The sequence below is a fragment of the Nonomuraea sp. NPDC003201 genome, assembly GCF_053590415.1.
This window is the reverse complement of sequence record NZ_JBSFTC010000579.1, coordinates 1-3,712: the sequence shown is the minus strand read 5'-3', so window position 1 is coordinate 3,712 and position 3,712 is coordinate 1. Positions and strand designations below refer to the sequence as shown.

Here is a 3,712-nt window from a genome sequence, read left to right as displayed (position 1 = left end):
CCCAGCCGAATCGGCGACATCGCCCGCGCAGCACTTGTCCTCACCCACTTCGAGCACAATTACCTGCCGGGAATTCGCTGAGATCACGTCACTGACCAGGTCGAACGGGGACCAGTCGACGAGCTCCCATTGCCCGGACGCGTAGGTGACGCGGCCCCCGAATCGTTTCCGGACGGCCTCGGCCACCTCGCCCAGCCGGCCGTTGAGCCGCTGCATGATCGGACCAAGAGACGCCCAGAATTCCGGCCCGCCCCGCATGGCTTCGAATCGATCGAGGAAGGTGTCACCGGGCAGGTAACCGCCGCAGTACGCGCTCATCTCGCACCCGGCCACGAAGATCACCTCGGCGCCGTTCCCGCGCAGCGCCTCGGCCCGCTCCGCACACTCGATCAGACAGTCCATGGTCTCCTCGGGGGTGAGGTCAACCGGGAACGGCGAGAACCACACCTCCAGACCGGCCGCGGCCGCTTCCTCGGCGGCCACGCTCAGCCGCTCAGGATCCCTGCCTGAGACGCGGACCACGGAGCAATGTAAATCATCGGCTATCGTGCGCATGTCGCGCCTGACGGCCTCCACGTCGAACGTCTTACGCGACAGCTGCTCTCCAGGCAGGAATCCGGTGTCGTAGTTGATGCCGTGTTTCATGGATGACCTTTCTGCTTCCTCAGCTGGGGCGGCTGCTAACGAGGTCCGCAGATCCCCAGCGCCCTGCCGATGAGATCGGCGTTTTCGACGGTGTCGAGCAGCGCCATCGCATAGTCGGCGCGGGACAGCCGCATCGCGCCACCGGTCGCGTTGGCCTCGAAGTCGATGTGCACCCGCCCGGACGGCGGCTTGTCGTTGAGCATGGTGGCGCGTGCGATGCTCCAGTCCAGGCCGCTGACCTGCAGCATGCCCTCGGCCCGCGCGAGGTCCACGTACGCCTCGCGGAAGAACAGCCAGGCCAGGGTGACCGCGAGGCGAGGACGGGTGGCGGGCACCGAGCGGCTGCTGGTCATCACCAGCCGCGACACGCCGCGCTCCCGCATGGCCGTGATGAGGTTGCTCGCGATGCGACTCCCGCCGACGGCGGCGATCACCGCGTCCTGGCCCTGTACGGCCGTGCGCACGGTGTCGAGGTCGTGGGCGTCGCCCTGGTGTACGCCGGTCAGCCCCGCAAGATCGGGCAACGAGTCCGGACGGCGGGCGAAGGCCGTGATCTCGTGCCCGCGCTCGATGCCCTGCGCCAGGACGTGCTTGCCGGTGCGACCGGCCGCGCCGATCACTAAGAGTTTCATCTTATTGCTCCTCTCTATATTGCAGTTTGCACTATAGCAGAGAGCCGTAGAGGCGGGCGGCTCGGTGGGATCGGCAGTGAGCGGGTGCTCGGAGCGCGGTTCTGAAGCGGTCGCGATAGTCGGAAGGCGCGATGCCGACCAGCCGGTGGAACGTGCGGCGGAGGGTTTCGGCGGTGCCGAAGCCGCGGTGCCGGGCGATGGCCTCGACGGGGTCGTCGCGTTCGACGAGCGCCCGCTGTGCGGCCTCGACGCGGACACGTTCGACCAGGCGGCGGGCGGGATGGCCAGTTCGCTGCCGAACGGCGACTGGTTGCCGGGCCGGCGCAGGAACGGGACCAGTTCACGAGCGATCGCATGGGCGCGCCGGCGGCCAACGTGTCGATCCCGTCGGGTCGCCGGCGGGTCGCGCGCCGAACAGGGTCAGGTTGTCCCGGACGGAGGCGTCGCTCGCACGTGGCCGGCGCCGCGGCTCGCGAGGCGATCAGCCGCGATTCGCGCTGCTGGGAAGCGCTCGCCGGCGTCATCGCCCTCGACGGCGGCCGGCTCGGGACCGGGTTCAACCTCGGCGACCTGATCGTCATCGGCGGGTCGGTGGCGGCGGCCGAACACCCGCCTGGTCTACGCCGAGACGCCGTGCAATCCGACCCTCAAGCTGGTGGACATCCAGGCGCTCGCGGAGGTGGCGCACCGGCACGGCGCGGAGTTGTGCGTCGACGGCACCTTCTCCACACCGGCGGTGACCCGGCCGCTGCAATTCGGAGCCGACTACGTCGTCTACTCCCTGACCAAGTACATGGGCGGGCACGGTGACGCGCTGGGGGAGCCGTACTCGGCCGGGCGGAACCGATGAACCGGTTGCGACACGAGGTCGGGGTCCACCTCGGCGGCACCCTCAGCGCCTTCAACTGCTGGCTGATCCTGCGCGGACTGGAAACCCTGCCCATCCGGATGGCCGCGTACGCGCGCGGAGCCACGCGGGTCGCGCGGTTTCTGCAGGACCACCCCGAAGTCGTCTCGGTCCGCTATCCCGGATTGCCGTCCCACCCGCAGCACGCCCTGGCCGAGCGGCAGATGGACAGCCCGTCAGGCATGATCGCGTTCACCGTCACGGACCACGAGCGATTCGGCAGAGGTCTGAAGGACCGGCTGCGGGTCATCTACTTCGCGGCGTCGCTGGGGCTGTCGCGGAGCCTCATCCTGGAGGCGCGCACGGCGGACCTTCAGCGCACGACCTTCAAACTCGACGAGGAGCACCTGCGGCGTTATCGCCAATGGGCCGGCGACGGATTCTTCCGCCTGTCGAACGGCCTGGAGGACCCCCGAGATCTGTGCGCCGACCTGGAGCGGGCATTGTCGGCGATATCTACCACCTAGCGGGAAGGCGGGATCGCAGGCATGGCGATGACCGTGGAGCGCCTGGCGGAGTTCGGCGCGGCGTGGCGGGACAAGGACCTCGACCGGCTCATGGAGTTCATGACCGACGACTGCGTCTTCCGGGCCTCCGTCGGGCCCGAGCCCGGCATGACGTTCCGGGGACGCGCCGAGGTGCGTCGAGGCTTCGAGTTGATGCTCGCCTACGACGCGGGCTTCGAGTCCCACGACGGCATCGCGTTCGTCGCGGGCGATCGCGGGGCCGGGCAGTGGTCCTGCACGCGTACGGACGAGGAGGGGCGGGTGCACCGGGTGGACGGCTGCGACCTGTTCGAGTTCGACGGAGACCGGATCCGGGTCAAGGACGCCTACCGCAGGGTTCACGGCGACATCGGCCAGGCGTGGTGATGGGGTACCACAAGAACCGGTACACCGATCGAGGGGTTCGGCCGCCGATTGGCGGGCGGGGTGGGATGGGGGAGAATTGAGGTCGTTCACTGATCGGGAAGAGCCCTCGGGTGCGTCATGAGCCTGGATCCGACCCGCGCGTCCGCCGGAGCCCCGCTGCGTGCCGCGATCGGGGCCGCGCGGTGGATCAGGACGGCGGCCGCGGGTGACGCGCGGGCGCGGCACTGGGTGGCCAACCCCGACCCGCGGGGCCGCTCCGCGCTGACGCCTGAGCCCGCCTCCCTGTACGGCGGCGCGGCCGGCATCGTGCTGTTCTTCCTGGAGCTGGCCGCCGCGACCGGGCGGGAGGAGTACCTGGAGGACGCCCGGGCGGGCGTGCGCTACCTGGTCGAAGCCGGGCCCGGGGTCGGCGACGTGACGTTCCACCACGGGCTGGGCGGGATCGCGGTCGCCTTGTGCGAGGCCGGGTGGGTGCTGGGCGACGGCATGGCCGAGGAGGCGGCCGGGGCGGCGCTGGACCGGGTGGCGCGGGCGGCGCGGCCGCTGGACGGCGGTCCCGGCTGGTCGGGGGATCCGGCGCAGCGCGGCAGGTGCACGTACTTATTGAGGTTTCGGTAGTCCGTAATGTCGGGATATTTCTTCACCATCCACTCGGG

5 protein-coding genes and 2 pseudogenes are annotated in these 3,712 nt (G+C 69.9%); 4 read left to right on the top strand and 3 right to left on the bottom strand.

The window, feature by feature from the left end:
• The 3 genes and pseudogenes from ACWDX9_RS61055 to ACWDX9_RS61045 all read right to left on the bottom strand — a co-directional run.
• Positions 1 to 645, bottom strand: a pseudogene (locus ACWDX9_RS61055) (hypothetical protein); the annotation flags it as partial.
• A gap of 35 nt (positions 646 to 680) precedes the next feature.
• Positions 681 to 1,277, bottom strand: a complete 597-nt coding sequence (locus tag ACWDX9_RS61050; protein WP_449973069.1) for an NAD(P)-dependent oxidoreductase — start codon at positions 1,275 to 1,277, stop codon at positions 681 to 683.
• Between the two features lie 31 nt (positions 1,278 to 1,308).
• Positions 1,309 to 1,545, bottom strand: a complete 237-nt coding sequence (locus tag ACWDX9_RS61045) for a helix-turn-helix domain-containing protein (protein WP_449973070.1) — start codon at positions 1,543 to 1,545, stop codon at positions 1,309 to 1,311.
• Positions 1,546 to 1,887: 342 nt separating this feature from the next.
• On the opposite strand from ACWDX9_RS61045, the pseudogene ACWDX9_RS61040 reads away from it, so the two are divergent.
• The 4 genes and pseudogenes from ACWDX9_RS61040 to ACWDX9_RS61025 form a co-directional block, all read left to right on the top strand.
• Positions 1,888 to 2,127: pseudogene (locus tag ACWDX9_RS61040) on the top strand (PLP-dependent transferase); the annotation flags it as partial.
• On the top strand, positions 2,124 to 2,651 hold the full coding sequence (locus tag ACWDX9_RS61035) for a PLP-dependent transferase (RefSeq protein WP_449973068.1): 528 nt from the start codon (positions 2,124 to 2,126) through the stop codon (positions 2,649 to 2,651). The pseudogene ACWDX9_RS61040 and the gene ACWDX9_RS61035, both read left to right, overlap by 4 nt.
• A 21-nt stretch (positions 2,652 to 2,672) precedes the next feature.
• Positions 2,673 to 3,056 (top strand): nuclear transport factor 2 family protein, encoded by a 384-nt coding sequence (locus tag ACWDX9_RS61030; protein WP_449973067.1) that lies wholly within the window; start codon positions 2,673 to 2,675, stop codon positions 3,054 to 3,056.
• A gap of 117 nt (positions 3,057 to 3,173) precedes the next feature.
• Complete coding sequence (locus ACWDX9_RS61025; RefSeq protein ID WP_449973066.1) at positions 3,174 to 3,674, top strand: hypothetical protein; 501 nt, start codon at positions 3,174 to 3,176, stop codon at positions 3,672 to 3,674.
• Positions 3,675 to 3,712 lie beyond the last annotated feature (38 nt).

Excerpts from the sequence above, each read along its gene's own strand:
- ACWDX9_RS61050 (WP_449973069.1), bottom strand. The coding sequence starts at position 1,277 with ATGAAACTCTTAGTGATCGGCGCGGCCGGTCGCACCGGCAAGCACGTC.
- ACWDX9_RS61035 (WP_449973068.1), top strand. The coding sequence starts at position 2,124 with ATGAACCGGTTGCGACACGAGGTCGGGGTCCACCTCGGCGGCACCCTC.
- ACWDX9_RS61030 (WP_449973067.1), top strand. The coding sequence starts at position 2,673 with ATGGCGATGACCGTGGAGCGCCTGGCGGAGTTCGGCGCGGCGTGGCGG.
- ACWDX9_RS61025 (WP_449973066.1), top strand. The coding sequence starts at position 3,174 with ATGAGCCTGGATCCGACCCGCGCGTCCGCCGGAGCCCCGCTGCGTGCC.